This window comes from Paenibacillus sp. J31TS4 (assembly GCF_018403265.1).
Classification (GTDB): domain Bacteria; phylum Bacillota; class Bacilli; order Paenibacillales; family NBRC-103111; genus J31TS4.
Genome location: NZ_BOSI01000004.1, coordinates 237,192 through 255,927, shown reverse-complemented (window position 1 = coordinate 255,927; position 18,736 = coordinate 237,192). Strand labels below are relative to the sequence as shown.

The window sequence follows — 18,736 nt, the reverse complement described above, 5'->3', positions numbered from 1 at the left end:
CCAATCGGGAGGAATGAAGCATGAAAAAACCGTTCGGCTTGTCAGTACTGGTTCTGGCGCTGTCTCTGTTCACGGGCGGCACGCTCACCGCCAAGGAGGCCCCGCCGGCCTTTCCCAAAGGAGAGGAAGTCAAGGTCAAGGCAATGTCCTACAACATCCACCATGGTGCGGGCGACGACAATGTCCTCGATCTGAAGCGCGTCGGCGATGTTCTAGCCGCAAGCGGCGCCGACATCATCGGACTGCAGGAGGTCGACAACCACTGGTCGTCCCGCAGTGATTTCGAGGACGAGGCCCGGTGGCTGGCCGATTATCTGGGCATGCAGTACGCCTTTGGGGCCAATCTCGACCGCGATCCGCTGGAGGAGGACGGAAACCGCCGCCAGTACGGCAACGCAGTACTGAGCAGGTATCCGATCATCGCACAGGAGAATCATCTGCTCACGAGCGATCCGCTTGAGCCGCGAGCGGAGCAGCGCGGCATGCTGGAGGCGGTCGTCAACGTGAAGGGGAACCACGTCCATTTCTACAGCACTCATCTCGGTTTGAGCGTAGCCGAACGAACGGTTCAAACCGGCGAGGTCGCCCGCATCGTAAGCGAGCGGGGAGGGACTGCTATCGTGACCGGCGATTTCAATGCCGCGCCGGATACAGTGGAGATGGAGAACATGGCCGTGTTCGAGGACGCCTTCGCAAGCAGCGGGGATGCCTATACGTTCCCGGTTGAGAATCCCCGCATCCGGGCCGATTACATCTTCTTCACAGGGGACATGGATTGGGTGTCGGCAGAGGTCATTCGCACCAATGCATCCGATCATTTGCCGGTCACGGCGGAATTCCTCCTTAAGCGGACGACTCCGGGGGCGAGCGCGGATTCCCGCTAATAACCGAAACAGGCAGTCTATACTCAGCGAAAAGCCGGGTTCCCGATCGGGAACCCGGCTTTTGACAACTCCCCTACTTGACGCCTTTCATGAATCCCTGGATTTTGGAGGAAAGCAGATACAGCACGAGACTGAGCACGAGCGCCGCCCCGCCGATGACACCGAAGTACTGCATCTCGGTCTCCGGCGTGTAGAACTTGACGATCTGGGCGTTGATCGCCTGCGCTGCGGCGTTGGAGAGAAACCACAGGCTCATCGTCTGCGCGGTGAAGGCTGCGGGCGCCAGCTTGGTGGTCGCCGACAGGCCGACCGGCGAGAGGCACAGCTCCCCGATGACGACGATCAGGTAGCTCAGCACGAGCCAGATCGGATGGACGAGCGAGTTCTCGCCGCCGAGCAGAGCGGGGACGAGAATGACCAGAAAGGACAGGCCGGCGAACAGGAGGCCGAGCGAGAACTTCTGCGGAATCGTCGGCTGGCGGTCGCCCAGCTTGACCCAGAGCCACGCGAAGACCGGCGCCAGGACAATGATGAAGAGCGGATTCAGCGACTGGAACCAGGCCGGATACAGATGCAGGCTTCCGATGACCAAGAGCGTGCGCTTGTCCGCAAAATTGGCGAGAATCGTCGCCCCCTGCTCCTGGATCGCCCAGAACATGACGGAGGCCAGGAAGAGCGGAATATAGGCGATGACGCGGGAACGCTCCACCGCGGTCGTCTTGGGGCTGCGGTACATGATGATGAAGTAGACGGTCGGAATAAGGAAGCCCAGGATGCCGACCAGCGTAATGAACGTTTGGAAGGTGAGCAGTCCTGTGGGAATGGCGGCCGCAACCAGGATGCCCAGGACGACGACGGCCGCGACCAGCCAGACGGCCAGCTTCTTTTTCTCGTCCGCGGCAAGCGGATTGGGCACGACGGTGCCGGCCAGTCCCAGGTAGGACTTGCGGGTGACGAGAAAGACAACCAGGCCGATGAACATACCGACGGCGGCCAGGCCGAAGCCGAGGTGGAAGCTGCTCCTGCTGCCGACTGTGCCCACCGTGAGAGGGGCCAGGAAGCCGCCGAGGTTAATCCCCATGTAAAAGATGCTGAAGCCCGCGTCCCGCCGTGCGTCCTTCTCGCTGTAGATCTCCCCGACGATGCTGGACACGTTCGGCTTGAGCAGGCCGGTGCCGAGCACGATGAGCACCATGGACACGAAAAACATGGCCGCATTGCCGGGCACGGCCAGCGCCAGGTGTCCGAACATGATGAAGACGCCGCCGATGAAGACGGCCCGCGACATGCCGAAGACCCGGTCGGCGAGCCAGCCGCCGATAATACCCGACATGTAGACAAGCGAGCCGTAGATCGACATGATCGCGAGCGCCGTCGTCTCCGTGAAGCCGAGGCCGCCTCGAGATACTTCGTAGTACATGTAGTAGACGAGAATGGCGCGCATCCCGTAATAGGAGAAGCGTTCCCAGAATTCAGTGAAGAACAGGGTGAAGAGTCCTTTCGGATGACCGAAGAAGCCCTGCTGCGGAACGCTGTCCACAATCGATTGACGGTCTGTTGCTGACATAGATTCAGTCTCCTCTGGCTGGATAATAGGGTCAGGAAGCCGATGCGTATCCGATTCCCTGTTATCTTACCCAAGTTGGCTGGAAGACAATCTCTTGAATGGACCGGCGCCCCATTTGGCGGCGAATCTGCCGGGCGGTAAGAGTGGAAATAGGCGGCAGAGGGGTTTACTTTTTCCTTGCCCTTAATTATAATGATTATAAATAAGGAGTTTGCCGTACGCAAAATTTGTGCAGTAAACCAAAAATGATAATCATTCTCAACGCATGCTGTCCCTGGCTTCAGGGGCAGCATGACCCATTTTAAGGGCAGTAATAACGATATTCATTCTCAAATGGAAAAGGAGCTGTTACCGATGACCCCAACCGTTGAAGCTGTATCTCCCGCCGAACGCCGCCCGATCCCGGATCCAGATCCGCGCAAACGAAACGAATGGCTGGAACGCCACGGCGAAATGGCCGCGGCCATCGCGAGCGGCTGCCTTATGGCAATCGCCTGGCTGGCGGGCCATTGGGCCCCGGCGGCCTCTGTCGCTCTCTATTTGCTGGCTTATGTTATCGGCGGTTACGTAAAAGCCAAGGAGGGCGTGCTGACGCTCGTCCGGGAGAAGGAGCTCGACGTCAACCTGCTCATGATCCTCGCCGCGCTGGGCGCCGCCTGTATCGGCTACTGGGCCGAGGGGGCGATGCTGATCTTCATCTTCTCGCTGAGCGGAGCGCTGGAGACGATGACGATGGCCAGAAGCTCCAAGGACATCTCCGCTCTCATGGATTTGAAGCCGGAAACCGCCGTCCTCGTGCAGAATGGCAAGGAACGGGTAGTGCCCATCGAGATGCTGCGCGTCGGCGACCTCGTCGTAGTCAAGACAGGAGAGAACATTCCGGCGGACGGCATCGTTCGGGAAGGGCGCTCCTCCGTCAACCAGGCTTCCATTACGGGCGAGAGCATCCCCGTCGACAAGCAGGAGGGTGATGAGGTTTTCGCCGGTACGCTGAACGGCGAAGGTGCGCTGTTCATCGAGGTGACGACGTCCAGCGAGTCGACGCTCGTCTCGCGGATCATCCGCCTTGTGCAGGAGGCACGCAATGAGATGCCCCGTTCCCAGCGGTTCATCGAGCGGTTCGAGCGTATCTACGCCCGTGTCATCCTGCTGGCGACCGCGGTGCTCATGACGGCGCCGCACTGGCTGTTCGGCTGGGACTGGAACGTGACGTTCTACCGCGCGATGGTGTTCCTCGTCGTCGCCTCCCCGTGCGCGCTCGTCGCCTCGATCATGCCGGCGATGCTGTCGGCAATCTCCAACAGCGCGAGGAAGGGCGTCCTGTTCAAGGGAGGCGTCCATCTCGAGAACCTGGCGCAGGTAAAGGTCATCGCGTTCGATAAGACGGGCACGCTGACGTCCGGCACGCCGCAGGTGACCGATATCGTGCCGCTGCAGGGCCTGGACGAAGCGGGTCTGCTCCAGGCGGCGGCTTCGGTCGAGGCGCTGTCGAACCACCCGCTATCCAAGGCGATCGTCCAGAAAGCGTTCGGGGAAGGGCTGCCGCTCATCCGTACGACCGATTACCAGGCATTGATCGGCTGGGGCGTGCAGGCCGCAATAGATGGCGAGCAGTGGACGATCGGCAAGCCCGGCCTCTTCCCGGAGGCGGAGACCGAGCCGTCCCTGCAGGCTGAGGTGAAGCGGCTCGAGGAGCAGGGCAAGACGGTCGTGCTGGTGAAGAATGGGGCGGGGATTGCCGGCATTCTGGCGATGCAGGATCGCATCCGGCCGCAGATGAAGACCGTAATCGCCAAGCTGAAGCGGCAGGGCGTGCAGGTCGCGATGCTGACGGGCGACCAGCGGCTGACGGCCGAGGCCATTGCCCGCGAGGCGGGTATCGACCTCGTCTTTGCGGAGCTGCTGCCTGAGGATAAGCTGACGCAGATCAAGGCATTGCGCGAGCGGTACGGCCAGGTGGCGATGGTCGGGGACGGCGTGAACGACGCCCCGGCTCTCGCCGCGGCCTCGGTGGGCATCGCGATGGGGGGAACCGGCAGCGACGCGGCGCTGGAGACGGCGGACCTCGTGCTGATGAACGACGATCTAGACAAAATCAACGAGGCCATCGTGCTCGGCCGCCGCATGCGGACGGTGGTGAAGCAGAACATGGTCTTCGCCATTGCCGTCATCGTCTCGCTCATCCTCTCCAACTTCCTGACCGGCATTCCGCTGCCGCTTGGAGTCGTCGGGCACGAGGGCAGCACGATTCTCGTCATCCTGAACGGTCTGCGCCTGCTGCGTTAATGCCGTGTATGGGCGGGCTTTGTTTAAGTGGCCCGCCCGCACGGAAGCGGTGAGCGCCTGCTGGAGCGATTTGCATCCGGCCGGGCGCGCTCTTCCCCTTGTGTTCCCGGGCAAAGTTTGGGACAATACGAGAAGATGGCCGCGTTCGCGGCAATCGACGGCTGCGATCAGCAGCCAGCTTTTTTTGAAATGAGGGCAAGCCTATTATGAAAGAATCCATTTATGGACGGACCGCCGAGCAGCTCGCCGCCTGGCTGGAGGAGCGCGGATACAAACGATCCCGCGCCGCTCTGGTGTGGGACTGGCTGTACCGGAAGCGGGTCACGTCCTTTTCCGATATGACGGACGTCAAGGAAGATTTGCGGCAGCTGCTGGAGGAGAGCTTCTCCATCCGAACGCTGACCGAGCATACGAGGCAGGAAGCCGCCGACGGGACGGTAAAATTCCTGTTCCGGCTCGCCGACGGCAACCTGATCGAGACGGTGCTGATGCGGCAGAAGTACGGCCTGTCAGTTTGCGTGACGACCCAGGTCGGCTGCAACATCGGCTGCAGCTTCTGCGCAAGCGGGCTGCTCGCCAAGACGCGGGATCTGTCGAGCGGGGAGATTGTCGAGCAGATCATGCAGGTCCAGCTGTATCTTGACCGGGCGGGCAACGGAGAGCGGGTCAGCCATGTCGTTGTCATGGGTATTGGGGAACCGTTCGACAATTTCGCCAATCTGGTCGATTTCCTCCAGGTGATCAAGGACGCCAAGGGTCTCGCGATCGGACCGAGACGAATCACCGTCTCGACGAGCGGCTTGGCCGACAAGCTCTTCGCCTTCACCGATGCGGATCTCAAGGTCAACCTCGCGATCTCGCTGCATGCGCCGAACAACGAGCTGCGCACGCGGATCATGAAGATCAACCGGGGCATTCCGATCGAGCGGCTGATGGAGGCCGTCGACTATTATCTGGAGAAGACGAAGCGCAGAGTGACGCTTGAGTATATTCTGCTGAAGGATGTCAACGACGGGGAGGAACAGGCACGGGAGCTCGCAGCGCTCATCCGCAATCGGAGCCGGTACTTCAACGTCAACCTCATTCCGTACAATCCGGTTGACGAACACAGCCAGTACCAGCGCAGCGAGAAAGACTCCGTCCTGAAGTTCTACGACACGCTGAAGAAAGAAGGCATCAGCTGCAGCGTGCGGATGGAGCACGGCACCGATATCGACGCAGCCTGCGGACAGCTTCGCAGCAAGCAGATCAAGCGGGCGGGAGAGAACGGCCGGGCGAAAGCGGCGCAATAGCGGGCAGCCGGCCTGCTTACATCGTCCTGCCGAGCCTCACATGCACGCAAACAAGGGTATCCGGTGTCCGGATACCCTTGTTTGGCAGTCGGCGGCCGATGGCCGCTCGGAACCGTCAGTGCTGTTTCGGCCGGTAATTCAGATCGCGAAACAGCTGGTTCTTTTCCTGCTCGGTCAGGTCGCGCCAGCGGCCGACCGGCAGCCCTTTCAAGTGAATGTTCATGATCCGGATGCGCTGCAGCCGGCGCACCTCGTAGCCGAGCGCCGAGCACATCCGGCGGATTTGGCGGTTCAATCCCTGGGTGAGGATAATCCGGAACACGTGCTTGTCCATTTGAGTCACCTTGCATGGCAGCGTAACGGTGTCCAGAATCTCTACCCCTTCTGCCATCCGGCTCAGAAACCAGGGCGTGATGGGCTTGTCCACCGTGACGATGTATTCCTTCTCGTGCTTGTTCTCGGCACGGAGGATCTCATTGACGATATCGCCGTCGTTGGTGAGCAGGATGAGCCCCTCGGAATCTTTGTCCAGCCGGCCGACGTGGAATATCCGCAGCGGATGGTTCACGAAATCGACGATATTGCCCTTTACCCGGCGTTCCGTCGTACTCGTAATGCCGACGGGCTTGTTAAGCGCGAGGTAGACGAGCTCCTCCTCCTGCTTGATCCGGCGGCCATCCACGCGCACGTCGTCCCCCGGCTCGACCTGGCTTCCGAGCTCCGCTACCTTGCCGTTAATGGTGACCCGGCCGCTCGTGATCCATTTGTCGGCCTCCCGCCGGGACGTCATGCCCGATTCGCTGATGTATTTGTTAATCCGCAATGTCATCACACCTATATTGTAGTAGAATGCCTGTCTGGGTTCCCGTTTAGTGTATAAGTTTAGCGGAAAGAACGCAACGAAGCAGCGGAGACGGACATGTGGGAAGGGCGGGGGCGGGTATAGGCAGGAAGCGGAAGTGGGAAGGCTAGCAGGGAATGCCATCACGGGCGGCGAAATAAAACAAGTGAGCAGCCATACGGAGTCGAGCCAAACAAATCATGCAGAACCCGACATAACAAGCGAAGCAGGACTAAAGCAAGCAGAATCAGACAAAACAAGCAGAACCCAACGAATCAAAGCAAGCAGAACCCAACGAATCAAAGCAAGCAGAACCAAACAAGTCAAATCAAGCAGATCCACAAGCCGTGCCCTACCATCCAGGGCAAAGCTTGAATTTATATGGATACAGGAGAGAGTGCCTTATGACGAACGAAAATGCAGTCATTTTAACCCGGGAAGGCTACGCCAAGCTGGAGGCGGAGCTCGAGGAGCTCAAGACGGTCAAGCGCAAGGAGCTGGCCAGCCGGATCAAGACGGCGATCAGCTACGGCGATCTGAAGGAAAACAGCGAGTACCACTCGGCGAAGGACGAGCAGGGGTTCATGGAAGGCCGCATCGCGACGCTGGAAAAGATGCTCCGGACCGCCCGCATCGCAGACACTGCTGACGCCTCTACCGTTCAGGTAGGCGCCACCGTCGTGCTGAACGACCTGGAAGTCGCGGAGAAGATCCAGTACAAGATCGTCGGGCCGGCGGAGGCCGACGTGATGGAGGACAAAATCTCGTACGAGAGCCCGCTCGGCAAAGCGCTGCTCGGCAAGGCTGTCGGCGACACAGTCGAGGTAGATGCGCCGATGGGCGTCATTAAGTACGAGCTGCTCGACATCAAGATCGGCTAGGGCGAGCAAGGGCCGGCAAGGCCCGCAAGGATCGCGGGGAGCCTTTAGGAAGTGCTCCCGGATGGGCCGACGCCTCCAGCAGCGGATACGCAGCCGTTAGCAAGGACCCGATTGGGAGGGGAAAGCCCGGCGTAAAAACCAACGCAGGTTGGTTTTTTTGTTCCATGGGAGGAGAGATGGCTGGCGAGGCGCCTCTCGGGGTGACCGGCCGGCGTGCATACTATGCCGCATACACATAGACTGGCAGCGGGTGCGGAGGCGGGGACATGCAGGTAACGAGAAAAATCGCCGACACGATTGTCCGGAAAACGAAGGAACTGACCCAGCTGAATATGAACGTGATCGGGAAGGACGGCATCATCATCAGCTCCAGCGACCCGGACCGGATCGGGACGCTCCATGAAGGGGCGCTCGAGGTGATCCGGCGCGGGGAGGAGCTCACCTTCTCGGAGGAGACAGCCGAACATTGGGCGGGCACGAGGCCGGGCATCAACATGCCTATTCTGTTCCACTCCGAGATCGTCGGCGTCATCGGCATCTCGGGGCGGGAGGCCGAGGTGGTGCCGTTCGGGCGGGCAGTCAAGATGATGACCGAGCTGCTGCTGCAGCAGTCCTACCTGTCGGAGCAGGTTGAGCTCAAAGAGAGGTCCCGGACCTATCTCGTGCAAGAGCTGCTGACTCCTTCGGAGCTGCTGACCCCTTCCGAGCAGACGGCCCGCGAGAGCCTCTATGCCCGCGGCGAGCTTCTGGACATCGACCTGACGCTGCCCCGGGCGCTTCTGCTGCTGCAGATCGAAGCAGGGGAGGATGCGCGCGACTATTCGTTTCGCTTCAAGACGATCGCCTCGCTGTTCCGGCAGCCGGATGAGACGCTGATCGCCCAGCTCGGGCGCGGCCGGTGGATCGTCATGCCCGACGCGTCGGTGTTCAAGACCGACCGGCAGGCGCACGAGGAACTGCTCGCGGCAGGCAGGCGGATCCGGGAGCTGCTCCAGGAATGGTTCGGCACCAAGGCATCCGTCTCGATCGGGAGGAGCTGCGAGGAGATCTGTGAGCTGCCGAGCGCCTACCGCGAGGCGCTCCAGGTGCTGGACATTGCCCGGAGGCAGGTGGAGGACGGTTCAGTGCTTCATGTGGAGGACGCGTCGGTCGAGCTGATTCTCTCGGAGGTGGCGGAGCCGTCCGCCCGGCGGCTCATCACCCGGGTGCTTGGGGAGCTGGTGGACCATCCCCAGCTGCTCGACTCGCTGCAGGCATTCTATAACAGCAACATGAACGTCAGCCTGGCGGCCCGGATGATGGGGGTCCACCGGAATACCCTGCTCTACCGGCTGGATCGGGTGGAGAGCCTGATCGGCGGAGACCCCAAGGAATTTCAGCAGGCGGTCCGCATCCAGCTCGGCCTGCTGCTTCACCGGATTCACGACCATTCATGAAAATTCTGTCAATGTAGACAGACTGTCGAAACTGCACAAGAAAGCGCTTTAAATCGGCCACTTTCTTGTGCAGTTTTTCTATTGTTCTATAACAATCGACTTTCCTATAATGGGGGGGAAGCAAGGTTATCCGCCTGATAACCCTAACGAGACCATCTAGATGAGAGAGGGTATGTGATGCTCAGGGGATGCGAACGGGAGGACTCCCGGCGGCAGGCGAAGAGGAGGAAGTGCGAGTGAACATTGTCATAGCACCGGATTCGTTCAAAGGAAGCTTGTCCGCCCTGGGGGTGGGACGGGCGTTGGAGAAGGGAATCAAGCGCGCCATACCTGAAAGCGTTACCAAGATTATCCCTATGGCCGACGGCGGCGAAGGCACGATGGACTGCCTGATCGAAGCGACGGGCGGCCGATTCGTGGGCGCCCAGGTGCAGGGCCCGCTCGGACGGCCAATCGAATCGGGCTTCGGCCTGCTCGGCGACGGCGAGACGTGCGTCATCGAGATGGCGATGTCGTCGGGCCTCTACCTGATCGGCCGGCACGAGCGCAATCCGCTCCGGACAACGACCTACGGCTTCGGCCAGCTCATCCGGACCGCGCTCGACGAGGGCTGCCGCAACTTCATTCTCGCTCTGGGCGGCAGCGCCACCAACGACGGAGGCGCCGGCATGCTGCAGGCGCTCGGCGTGGAGCTCCTGGACGAAGCCGGCCAGCCGCTCGGCTACGGCGGCGGCGAGCTCGCGAGACTCGCCGCTATCCGGAAGGACGGCCTCGATCCGCGCCTCGCGGAGAGCCGGTTCACGGTCGCCTGCGACGTCGACAACCCGCTCGTCGGGCCGCACGGCGCTTCAGCTGTGTTCGGGCCCCAGAAGGGAGCGACGCCCGAGATGGTTGCCGAGCTCGACCGCTGCCTCCGGCGTTTCGCCGACCTGACGGAGCGGGAGACCGGCGTCGCCATTCACGACCTGCCCGGAGCGGGGGCGGCCGGCGGCCTGTCCGGAGGCATCGTCGCCTACCTGAACGGCGAGCTCGAATCCGGCGTCGCCATAGTCGGCCGGACGGCCGGGCTCGAGGAGGCGGTCCGGACGGCCGACCTCGTCATCACCGGCGAGGGACAGGTCGACTTCCAGACGGCGCGGGGCAAGACGCCGTGGGGGGTTACCCGGACCGCCCAGGCGCACGGCGTTCCCGTCATCGTCGTCGCCGGCTCCGTCGGGACAGGCATCGAGGCGCTGTACGAGCACGGCGTCACGGCGGTGTTCAGCATCGTGAACCGTCCGATGACGCTAGAGGAAGCCATGGAGAAGACGGAGCCTCTCCTCGAGGCAGCAGCCGAGCAGCTGATCCGCATCGTTCAACTAAGAGCTTAGGAGGATGGTTGTGAATTGACCCTATGGTCAATAGCTGGATAGCGCCCATGCCGGCGGCAGGTCTGGCGGCCCGGACCGGGCGAACCAGCAGGAAGCCGAAGGCGTGAGGCGCCTTCGGCTTTTTCGCGTTTTGGCCCGACAATGAAGGAAGTTCCCCGCCCCACTCTGGTTCCTCTATTGTCAAAAACCTGTGACAAGCGGCCGCGTTAGGCAGTAAACTGAGAGCAGTGGCAAGGCATCGCGAAACACGTGCGCCAAGCAAATGCGCGGAGCAGAAGAAGGAGGACGCAGATGAAGGCGGTTCAGGAGAAATACGAGAGGTTCCAGACGGACATGGGCTGGAACAAGGTGGACAAGCATGATTTTCGGGAGAGCAAGGAATTTCTCCTGTACATTCACATGCTGCTGACGACCGAGGTTGCGGAAGTCGCGGAGGAATTCCGGACGATGCTGGACCGGACCAAGGAGCTGGTGAGAGAAGGTCTGGACGAGAAGGAGGCCTATGCCCTGGCGAAGCAGGAGATTCGCGAGAATTTGGGCAAGGAGCTGGCGGACTGTCTCGCCTATCTGTGCAAGCTGGCGAATTTCTTCGAGTACGATCTGGAGGAGGAGCTTACGGCCAAGATGGCGGAGATTCGGACGCGCTACAGCCGCTAGCCCCGGCTCCGGGCCGGATCCGGGACGGACGACAGACGCAGCTGTAGGAGCCCCCTTTTCGGCTTTACATACTAGTAGAAGGAGGAGACGAGCATGCAGCCCTTCACCGAGCGGGTCGTGGGACTCATCGGAGCAATTCCCGCGGGCCATGTCATGACCTACGGCCAGATCGCGGCGCTGGCCGGCAGTCCCCGCGGGGCCCGGCAGGTGGTGCGCATCCTGCATTCGCTAAGCGCCAAGCACGGGCTGCCGTGGCACCGCGTCGTAAACGGCAAGGGCGAGGTGGCGATCCGGGAAGATGAGAGTCGGTTCGTGCAGATGATGCTGCTGAGCGACGAAGGCGTGGAGACGGATGACCGGGGACGGCTCGACCTCGGGCGCTATCAATATCATCCCGGGCAGGACGCCCCGCTGGAATAGGGCCACTCGCAACGCTGATCGGTCAATCGAATAAGGCAGAAAGAACAAGGGGCCGCAGCAGTGGACGCTGCAAACGGTCCGCGTCACCGCAACGATCTAGCAGCCCATGGCGGCGGTTCTCGCAGAGCCTAGGCCGTTCGCGCCGGCGAGAGTGTCGCCGATAGCGCAAGAAGCCTGCCCTTAGGGCAGGCTTCTTTGGCGTAGAGACAGCCCTGGCCCGGAAGAGGGGAGGCCTCTCTGCTTGGAGATGCACTTAGCGGCGGAACCGCGTGCGTGGGTGTATGGAACGAGCGCGGGACGGCCGCGCGGCTCCCGAAGGCCCGCTGGTCTCAGAGGGTGGTCTGCACCTCAAAGCAAACCCGGGCGCCGCCCTCCGGGCGGTTGCTGGCCCTAATCGTGCCGCCGTGCTTACCGACGATGAGTCTCGCCGTATACAGGCCGAGGCCCGACTGGCCGCCTTGTCCGCTGTAGAACCGGTCGAACACATGCGGCAGGTCCCGCTCGGCGAATCCGGGACCCGAGTCGGCTACGTCGAAGCCCATCCGCCCGTCCGTAAACAGCAGACGCACCTCCACCTTGCCGCCCCACGGAACAAACCGGAGGCTGTTCGTCACGAGGTTGTCGAGCACCTGCCCGATCCGCTGGACGTCGAGACGGACGGGGACGTCCGGCCGTTCGCGCCGGTCCTCCAGCGTAAAGGAGCAGACGGCCTCCCGGGCTGCGCAGAGAGCACTGATCTCCTGCTCCCTCGCGGCGGCGAATGCGTAGGGGTCGACCTCCTCGGTCTGCAGCGGGAACGAGTCGAACTGCTTCTCGGCCGCGATCTGGAAGTCCTCGATCAGCCGCCGTACCCGCTTCACGTTCTGGTCGATCACCTTGAGATGCTGACGCAGCTCCCCGGCATCGGGGGCCTCCTCCTCGGCGAGCAGCTCGACATGCCCCTGGATAACGGTAACCGGCGTCCTCAGGTCGTGGGTGACGGCGTCCAGCAGGTCCCGCCGTTCCTGCTCGAGCTTCCATTCGCGCAGCAGCGAGCGCTTCAGCTCCGAGCGCATCTCCTCGAACGATTCGGTCAGCATGCCGATCTCATTGCTTGCCCGGTAAGCGATCCGGAAATCGAGGTCCTGCCGCTTGATCCGCGCCGCCGCCTCCATAAGCTCGCCGACCGGCTTATTGATCCGCCTGCCGAGTCTCGCCGCGAACAGATAGGTGAAGAGGGCGATGTAGAGGAAGGGCGAGGCGAACAGCAGCAGCTCCAGGGCAATCGTGAGAGCAGGGGCCGCCCGCCCGGTGCTGGTCACCTCCATCTTGTATTGGAGCACCAGAGTGCCTGCCCAGTCCCCCGAGGGAGACAGCACGGGCAGTACCCGGGTGATCGTCCCGCCAAAGCGGAGCGGCCCGGCATCCGTAATGGCGACCCGGTTCAGCTGGGCCGCCAGCTCCTGCTTGCTGCCGAACACCGGCCCCTGCAGCGTGCCGTACAGCACCCGGCCTTCTCGGTCCAGTACCTGGTATGGCATCCCGTCCGCCGGGAGGACCGTCTCCAGTGCGGTACGGCCTTCCGGCGAGAGCAAAGCATCTCCCTGCTGCCGGACGGTCTCCTCGATCGCCGGGATTTGGCGGTCGTAATGGTCCGCCGGGTTGACCCATTGCTTGTGGAACAGCCACCACGCCCCGAGCGCCAGCGTCACGACCGTCATGACGATGCTGAGTGCCATGATGAGGAGGAAGGTAACGATGAGCTGCTTTTTGAGCGAGAGCCGCTCTAGGAAGGATGGCGTTCCCATTTGTAGCCGACCCCCCATACCGTCGCGATGTAGGATGTGTCCGGATCGGCTGCCGCCAGCTTCGCCCGGATGTTCTTGATATGCTCGGTCACGGTCGCCGCGTCGCCCGCCGCTTCGAGTCCCCATACGCGGTCATACAGCTGCTCCTTGGAAAACACCTGGCCTGGGTGAAGAGCCAGTGCCGCCAGCAGGTCGAATTCCCGCGACGTCAGCGCGACCGGCGACCGGCGGATCTGTACCTCTCGGCCCTTCAGGTCGAGCTGCAGGAAGCCGTAGCGCAGCACCGTGCGCTGCTCCGTCTGCGCGGCTGTACGCTGGTCCCGCCGCAGATGGGCGGCTACGCGGGCTTTCAGCTCGAGGAGGCTGAACGGCTTGGTGATGTAATCGTCGCCACCGATGGAGAGGCCCCGAATCCGGTCGGCCTCCGTCTGGCGGGCGCTGACGAACAGAATCGGGCAGCTCGCCTCCTCCCGGATCATCTGGCACAGCTCGAGTCCGCTGACGCCCGGCAGCATGACATCGAGCAGGATGAGATCGGGCCGGTGGACGAGCTGCGCCATCGCCTGCTCGCCGTTCTCGGCGGTGTATACGTCGTATCCCTCCTTGCGGAGCGCCTGCTCCAGCAGGGAGAGGATGTCGGCTTCGTCGTCGACGATCAATAGTTTGTAAGGCATGGCCGTTGTCCCCTTCGTGTATGTCGTGTGATTGTGTTAGGAGGTGATCAGCGGGTCCAGCTTCGCCGATGCCACAGCCACATCGTACTAAGAAACCCTCCCAGAAGACAAGTGAAGAGCGGCGCATAAAAGCTCGGGGCGTAGCTTCCGGCCATAAGCTGGAACAAAGAGGAGACGCCGAGCAGCAGGAAGCTGAGGCTGTCCGAGACGTACAGTGCCCCGACGAGACAGCCGATCCATACGAGGTACGAGAGGAGCGCGTTGGGCAGCAGCGAGCACAGCAGACTGCACACGCTCACTTGGGCAAGCAGGATCAGCAGGAACAGACCGTACGTGGATAGCGCATAGAGCAGTGCGCCACCGGCGTCGTAGGCGGCCGCCGGGTTCAGATAAGTGACGGTCTCCGCGCTCGGCAGGAAGAGCCGGCCGAACGTCTCCCCGATCAGGAAGGCCAGCGCCGTGTACAGCAGCATTTGAAGCGCCAACGCGAGCCATTTGGCCGCATACAGCCCCGCGAACGACAGCGGGCGGAGCAGCACGAGCCGGAGCCGGCCCGCCGTGTATTCTCCGTTCATGCTGTCGATGGTTTGGATCGGCGCGAGAATAAGGATGAGGAAGAAGGAAACCTCCTTCAGCAGGAACACCGAGAAGTTCTGGGCGCTGAGCGGCGTGGACTGCCGGGCGTCGAACGCCCCGATCATTTGCGTCTTTAGAAACAAGCAGTCGAGCAGGACGACGGCGAGGAAGAGCAGGAAGCCGATCCACGTTTTTTTGCGTTTCCACATCCGTTCCCACTCACTGGCGAAGATAGCGGTCATGATAAAATCCCTCCGGTTGTCAGATCCAGCGATCCGGTTTGGTGAACGCCAGCCAGGCAGTCAAGCCGCCGGCCAGCAGATAAGCTCCCGCAATCGGGAGAAGAACAAGCGCGAGCTGTCCGCTCGAGAAGGCAGCTGTCTCACCCAGCAGCATGGCGATGCCCTGGTACTGGATCTGCGTCAGCGAGAGGAACTGCCAGACGCCGTCCGCCTGCAGCACTCCGGTGCGGCGGAGCAGATCGAAGACGGTCGGATAGCCGAGCGAGAGCAGCAGGTAGCCGAGGCCCGCGCCGATTGATGCAGTCGTGGAACGGCTGAGGACCGCGATGGCGAGGAAGACGCTGCCTGTCGTCAGCACGCTCAATGCAGCGAGCCCATAGTAGCCGAGCGTATACAGCACCATGCCGCCCGCCGAGGCCATAGGGGCATCGCGGTAGAACAGCGAGACCGCCTCGCCCGTCTCGAAGAACACGGGGCCCACCGCGGCCGCGAGGATCAGGTAGCAGGCGAAGTACAGCCCCATAACGGCGAGGTAGGCAAGCGCCTTGGCCCGGAACAGCTCGCCGAACGAATAGGCGCGGAGCAGGACGAGCCGCAGTTGGCCGCTCCGGTACTCCTCGGTGAACGACAGCGTGAGCAGGACGAGCGAGACGAGATTGAACACGACGAGCAGCTGCTCGATCAGCGCCATGACGGCGAAGTTGCTCGCGTAAGTATATTCCGGGCTGGACGGGGCGACCTGCGCATTAAGGCCTGCATAGTATTTGGCGGTCGCCAGCAGGATGACGGGGATGGCGAGAAAGCAGAGCCACGTCAGCTTTCGCTTCCACAGCCGTTCCCATTCGCTCAGGAAGAGAGCCATCATGACGTCATCAGCTCCACAAAATACTCTTCCAACCCCCGCGAGCCGGCATTGTCCTTCCATTCCTCGCTCGTTCCCTGCCAGAGCAGCCGGCCTTCCTTAATCATGACGAACCGGTCGCCGATCCGCTGCAGCTCATCGAGCAGATGGCTCGAGACGAAGAACGAAATGCCCCGCTCGTCGCGCAGCTTCAGGATGAGGCTGCGCAGCTCCCGGATGCCCATCGGATCGAGGCCGTTGGCGGGTTCGTCGAGCAGAATGAGCTTCGGGTCTCCGAGCAGCGCCTGTGCGATGCCTAGCCGCTGGTTCATGCCGAGCGAATACGTGCGGACCTTGTCCCCGCCCCGGCCCTCCAGGCCGACGGTCTGCAGCGCTTCCTCGACGCGGGCTTTGCGCTCCGCCGCCGATTTCAGGTTCGGATGCAGCCGGGCCAGGTTCATCAGATTGTCACGCCCCGACAGATAGGGGAAGAAGATCGGCGCTTCCACGATGGCGCCTACTTGGGAGAGTGCCCGCTTCCGATCTTCCTGCACGGACACGCCGCCGATGGTTACCTGCCCCCGGGTCGGCTTGATCAACCCGGTCATGATGCGCATCAGCGTCGTTTTGCCGGCGCCGTTCGGGCCGACGAAGCCGCAGACTTCTCCTTGCCGGACGGAGAACGAGACGTCCTGCAGGAGCGTCCGTCCTCCCGCTTTCTTGGTTATGCTGGATACGTCCAGCAGCTGGGTATGAGTCATGAGAAGGTCCTCCTTGTTGCTTGCTGATTCAAGGATAAGGGACAATTCTCAAGACTTTCTAAGGAAACGCAGATAGGTTTTGGAGGTGCCAAGATTTTTTTCTGTGGAGAAGTTCTCTAGGAGGAAAAGGAATGGGGAACCGAATAGTTCAAAGAGGGGAATCTGCAAAACCGGCCAACAGAACCGCCGTCAGAAACACAAGCTGAAGCACGGTGCGGAGAAACAGCTTGGGGACGGGGCGCCCTCCGATGGTCAGGCTTTCCTTGGCCGCTCGTACATTGGCGGGAAACATGGCTATAAGCAGCACCGCCAGGCCCAAAGACGCTGCTTGGGAAGTAGCAGGAAACAGGATGCCGACAGCCCCTGCAAGCTCCAGCCAGCCGGTAACACTCACGATCCACCCCGGTTTGGGAAAAACCGGGGGAACCATTCGGATCAAATCAGGCCGCCTCTTCCCCCAGTGAGCGGAAGCGGTTAATAACAGCATGACGGCCACCGCTCCCTGAAGGCATGTCTGCCAGTCTTCAAAATAGGGCAGGCCAAGTAGACCCATAACCAGAAAGAGCAAAAACGAAGCGATTAGCACATAAAAAGGAAGCATCCTTCCATTCCCCTCCGTTATAATAATCTCCGTCCAATTGAGTCGAGCAGTTACGCTGCAGACCGATCCTCTACCGCTAAGCGCGATAGCAGAAGATTCCCCGACTAGGGGAGGAGGATCAGGCGCCCGATCCGATTGCACTCCTCGGCAAACCAAATATCGCCGTCTGCACAGATCGCAATCCCATGCGGCTCGGCATTCTCGGTAGGAATCGGATATTCCGTTATTCGTCCATCGACGGTTATGCGGCCGATCTTGTTGCCGCCCCATTCCGTGAACCAGAGATCCTCATCCGTTCCGGAGACGATAGCATGGGGCCGAGCGTCCGGTGTGGGAATCCCGTATTCCGTTATTTCACCGGAAGTCGTCACTCTGCCGATCGTATTGCCGAGAATTTGCACAAACCATAAGGCTCCGTCCGGTCCGCTCGCAATGCCAACCGGCCCGGAATTCGGTGTAGGGATTAGATATTCCGTTATTCCTCCATCGGTGGTTATTCTTCCGATCGTATTGGCTTGATTCTGTGTAAACCATAACGCGCCGTCAGGACCAGCCGTGATAAAAGAGGGGAACGTACCGGCGGCAGGCAGCTCAAACTCCGTAATCTCCCCTTCCGCGGTAATCCTTCCGATCTTCCCGCTGTTCATCTCGGTAAACCAGATCCCACCGTCAGGGCCTTCCGTCATCCCGAACGGCCCAGAGCCCGCAGACGGCAGTTCATATTCGGTGAATAGACCGTTTATCGACATGCGGCCGATCTTGTTTGCGTAATGTTCCACGAACCATAGGTCCCCCTTCTGGTCCGAGAGAATGGACATCGCTCCGGCGTTTGCGGTCGGAATGGGGAAGGAAGCCATTGCGCCTCCGGCATCTATTCTCCCAATCCGATTTCCCCTTTGTTCCGTAAACCAAATCGCTCCGTCTTTCCCGGCCGCGATTCCATACGGTCCTGACTCTTGTCTGGCAACAGCATATTCCTTGATCATATGTCTCATGCGTTTCCCTCCAAAGTATGAACTGGTAAATCCTCTTCAGGCGAATAACGTTTCCTGACCATCTCGGCAGATTCCCTGCGGCCATAGAAGCGTCCTTTATTGGGATTCCTTGATTTGTCGGATCCCTTGCGCGATCGGCTCCCTCTCCCACTCTTGCAGTGAATAGAGGACAGGTGCCGCAGGAATCTCAAACTTCAGATGAGAATGAAGGAGTTCCGTCAATAACGTGCCGACAGGCTGTTGATTCGTTTTCCTGCGGATAACGTTCCAAAAAATCCGGGATCGGTTGTCCTCGGTTCCCCATTTTTCAACCGAGTTGCGAAACAGCAGACATTGCCCGATTACGAAATCATTCTCCCGAGTGGGTTCCATCGCTTCGAACCCGGCGTTCTCAAGGCCATCGAACAGGGCGGGCATCAACCGGTCCAAGTACAGTCCGTAAGCGGCATCCTCGATTTCGTGAAAAGCGGCCGTTAACTGATCATGCATCGAATCGTACAAGGGCTTCCATGCCGATTCGATATACCGATTGCCCGCCTCGCCAATCTCCTCGATTGTCATATCGGCACGGAATACTGGGTTTCCTGTCATGCGTACCTCCTCCTTGATAATTGGGATACCCCCA

18 protein-coding genes are annotated in these 18,736 nt (G+C 61.0%); 8 read left to right on the top strand and 10 right to left on the bottom strand.

The annotated features are described in order from the left end of the window. Positions 1-20 precede the first annotated feature (20 nt). Complete coding sequence (locus KJS47_RS18550) at positions 21-884, top strand: endonuclease/exonuclease/phosphatase family protein (RefSeq protein WP_213526558.1); 864 nt, start codon at positions 21-23, stop codon at positions 882-884. A 73-nt stretch (positions 885-957) separates the two neighbouring features. Here the strand turns inward: KJS47_RS18550 and KJS47_RS18545 are convergent, their stop codons facing one another. Then, positions 958-2,451 (bottom strand): peptide MFS transporter, encoded by a 1,494-nt coding sequence (locus tag KJS47_RS18545; protein WP_213526557.1) that lies wholly within the window; start codon positions 2,449-2,451, stop codon positions 958-960. 354 nt (positions 2,452-2,805) lie between these two features. On the opposite strand from KJS47_RS18545, the gene KJS47_RS18540 reads away from it, so the two are divergent. Together KJS47_RS18540 and rlmN are read left to right on the top strand one after the other, a co-directional pair. Then, a complete protein-coding gene (locus tag KJS47_RS18540; protein ID WP_213526556.1) occupies positions 2,806-4,737 on the top strand; it encodes a heavy metal translocating P-type ATPase in 1,932 nt (643 codons plus the stop codon). A 203-nt stretch (positions 4,738-4,940) separates the two neighbouring features. Further along, positions 4,941-6,029, top strand: a complete 1,089-nt coding sequence (rlmN, locus tag KJS47_RS18535; RefSeq protein WP_213526729.1) for a dual-specificity RNA methyltransferase RlmN — start codon at positions 4,941-4,943, stop codon at positions 6,027-6,029. 115 nt (positions 6,030-6,144) lie between these two features. Here the strand turns inward: rlmN and rluF are convergent, their stop codons facing one another. After that, positions 6,145-6,852 carry a 23S rRNA pseudouridine(2604) synthase RluF gene (gene rluF, locus KJS47_RS18530; RefSeq protein WP_213526555.1) on the bottom strand — a complete coding sequence of 236 codons (708 nt, stop codon included), beginning with the start codon at positions 6,850-6,852 and terminating at the stop codon, positions 6,145-6,147. 422 nt (positions 6,853-7,274) lie between these two features. Here rluF and greA point away from each other — a divergent pair, with 422 nt between their 5' ends. The 5 genes from greA (at position 7,275) to KJS47_RS18505 (ending at position 11,634) form a co-directional block, all read left to right on the top strand. After that, a complete protein-coding gene (greA, locus tag KJS47_RS18525) occupies positions 7,275-7,751 on the top strand; it encodes a transcription elongation factor GreA (protein ID WP_213526554.1) in 477 nt (158 codons plus the stop codon). Between the two features lie 266 nt (positions 7,752-8,017). Continuing rightward, a complete protein-coding gene (locus KJS47_RS18520) occupies positions 8,018-9,187 on the top strand; it encodes a CdaR family transcriptional regulator (protein ID WP_213526553.1) in 1,170 nt (389 codons plus the stop codon). 236 nt (positions 9,188-9,423) lie between these two features. Further along, positions 9,424-10,557, top strand: a complete 1,134-nt coding sequence (locus KJS47_RS18515) for a glycerate kinase (RefSeq protein WP_213526552.1) — start codon at positions 9,424-9,426, stop codon at positions 10,555-10,557. Between the two features lie 291 nt (positions 10,558-10,848). Next, positions 10,849-11,214: a MazG nucleotide pyrophosphohydrolase domain-containing protein gene (locus KJS47_RS18510; RefSeq protein WP_213526551.1), complete on the top strand. Its 366-nt coding sequence runs from the start codon at positions 10,849-10,851 to the stop codon at positions 11,212-11,214. Positions 11,215-11,307: 93 nt separating this feature from the next. Next, a complete protein-coding gene (locus tag KJS47_RS18505; RefSeq protein ID WP_213526550.1) occupies positions 11,308-11,634 on the top strand; it encodes an MGMT family protein in 327 nt (108 codons plus the stop codon). 329 nt (positions 11,635-11,963) lie between these two features. Here the strand turns inward: KJS47_RS18505 and KJS47_RS18500 are convergent, their stop codons facing one another. The 8 genes from KJS47_RS18500 to KJS47_RS18465 all read right to left on the bottom strand — a co-directional run bounded on the left by KJS47_RS18500 (position 11,964) and on the right by KJS47_RS18465 (position 18,702). After that, a complete protein-coding gene (locus KJS47_RS18500) occupies positions 11,964-13,421 on the bottom strand; it encodes a sensor histidine kinase (RefSeq protein ID WP_213526549.1) in 1,458 nt (485 codons plus the stop codon). Next, positions 13,400-14,095: a response regulator transcription factor gene (locus tag KJS47_RS18495; RefSeq protein WP_213526548.1), complete on the bottom strand. Its 696-nt coding sequence runs from the start codon at positions 14,093-14,095 to the stop codon at positions 13,400-13,402. Before KJS47_RS18495 ends, KJS47_RS18500 begins: the two co-directional genes overlap by 22 nt. A gap of 47 nt (positions 14,096-14,142) precedes the next feature. Beyond that, positions 14,143-14,913 carry an ABC transporter permease subunit gene (locus KJS47_RS18490; protein ID WP_213526547.1) on the bottom strand — a complete coding sequence of 257 codons (771 nt, stop codon included), beginning with the start codon at positions 14,911-14,913 and terminating at the stop codon, positions 14,143-14,145. 19 nt (positions 14,914-14,932) lie between these two features. Then, positions 14,933-15,778, bottom strand: a complete 846-nt coding sequence (locus tag KJS47_RS18485; RefSeq protein ID WP_213526546.1) for a hypothetical protein — start codon at positions 15,776-15,778, stop codon at positions 14,933-14,935. Continuing rightward, positions 15,775-16,515 (bottom strand): ABC transporter ATP-binding protein, encoded by a 741-nt coding sequence (locus KJS47_RS18480; RefSeq protein ID WP_213526545.1) that lies wholly within the window; start codon positions 16,513-16,515, stop codon positions 15,775-15,777. Before KJS47_RS18480 ends, KJS47_RS18485 begins: the two co-directional genes overlap by 4 nt. 148 nt (positions 16,516-16,663) lie before the next feature. Further along, positions 16,664-17,116, bottom strand: a complete 453-nt coding sequence (locus tag KJS47_RS18475; protein ID WP_213526544.1) for a DoxX family protein — start codon at positions 17,114-17,116, stop codon at positions 16,664-16,666. 104 nt (positions 17,117-17,220) lie between these two features. Next, on the bottom strand, positions 17,221-18,111 hold the full coding sequence (locus KJS47_RS18470) for a Vgb family protein (RefSeq protein WP_213526543.1): 891 nt from the start codon (positions 18,109-18,111) through the stop codon (positions 17,221-17,223). Between the two features lie 96 nt (positions 18,112-18,207). Continuing rightward, positions 18,208-18,702 (bottom strand): DUF6022 family protein, encoded by a 495-nt coding sequence (locus KJS47_RS18465; RefSeq protein WP_213526542.1) that lies wholly within the window; start codon positions 18,700-18,702, stop codon positions 18,208-18,210. Between the last annotated feature and the right edge of the window lie 34 nt (positions 18,703-18,736).